Source organism: Sinorhizobium glycinis (assembly GCF_001651865.1).
Lineage (GTDB): Bacteria > Pseudomonadota > Alphaproteobacteria > Rhizobiales > Rhizobiaceae > Sinorhizobium > Sinorhizobium glycinis.
The window spans coordinates 1-1,342 of sequence record NZ_LPUX01000009.1 but is presented as its reverse complement, the minus strand read 5'-3'; the positions used below and the strand labels follow the sequence as shown (position 1 = coordinate 1,342).

Here is a 1,342-nt window from a genome sequence, read left to right as displayed (position 1 = left end):
GCGCATGCGCCACACTCGCATACGCACTCGCCAAAGGGAATCCCATACGGACTCTTATGTTAGGCGGATACCACTAGCTTCGATCAACAGCGAGAACGTTGGTAGCTCTGATACCTGAGCGACGATTTCAGCATGTAACTCCGCCCCTCGACGACAAACCCGTCAAGCTGATGCTGTAAGGTGTAAGCTGAAAGGTCAGATATTGTGTTAGTGAAGCCCTTGTTCTTGAAATTCAGGGAAGTATTGCACAACACGCCGTAGCCCGTTAAGGCTTTAAAAGCAGACAGCAACTCGAACAATGGAAGATTAGTGAGCGCAGATACCGTTTGAATCCGCGCAGTCCGGTTCACATGAGTCACCGCTTCAAGCCCATCTGTGGTGGCCCGAAAGGTGTAAAGCATGAACGGGCTGGGGTGACTACATGCGAACCATTTGTCAGCATCGTCTTCCAAGCAGACGGGAGCGAGTGGACGAAATTGCTCACGCTGTTTGATGACGTTCAGCCGCTCTCTGGTGCTGGTTTTAAAAGGCGCAGCCAAGATGGAGCGATTACCGAGAGCGCGTGGTCCGATTTCATACCGACCGCTTGCCCATCCCAAGATCATATCGCTGGCCAACATCTCGGCAACGGTCGAAGTACTCGGCTCCCATTCGTCAAACAGGGCGCTATCGACAGCTCTGTCGGACACGAAATGCAATCCAGAGTATACGTCCCACGAGATTTTTGGGTCGCCAGTGAACTGGAACTGTGCGTCGATGGCTGTACCAATCGCTGAACCGGAATCATTAGGGACGGGAGGGACAAATACATCGCTGAATAGCCCCGAATCTCTCCACTTAGTGTTCCAATCGCGATTAAGCCCACACCCCCCAGTTATCAACAATGGCATTCCTCGTTTGAGATTTGCCTCGGCGAACAGACGAAAGCGGTCAAACAGATGGTCGCTGAAAATGCCTGCAAAGTTTCGGAATTCAGGGTCTTCCACGCCCACATTGTAGTGCGGCAAATCTTTTAATGCTTCACAATCACGGGGCTTAAGGTGGTTGCAATCCTGCAACAGAAAGGACGTGATTTTCTTCTCCTCGCTCGTAGGCTGGCTTCTTTTCGAGAGCGAAGCGAGCGCCATCAATTTTCCGGCGTCGGATAAGCGAGAAAACTCCCCTGTGCTTTTGTCGAAAGTAGGATCCGCTAACGCGTAGAGCATGGCATAGCGATGGCCAGGCTCTGGCATCACATCAGCTATCTTCGTTATATTCAGTTGTAACCATCCGGTCAGGACCGCAGTAGCCGAGGCTTTTTGCGATTTCTTTCTGCCACTGGTTTCGATGGCGGGTCGCCAAT

Annotated in this window: 1 protein-coding gene; it reads right to left on the bottom strand. The window is 51.8% G+C overall.

Going from position 1 to position 1,342, the window contains the following annotated elements; translation table 11 throughout:
• Positions 1–83: 83 nt before the first annotated feature.
• On the bottom strand, positions 84–1,342 hold a 1,259-nt coding region (locus AU381_RS00060; protein WP_199275317.1), incomplete at its 5' end, for a carbamoyltransferase C-terminal domain-containing protein.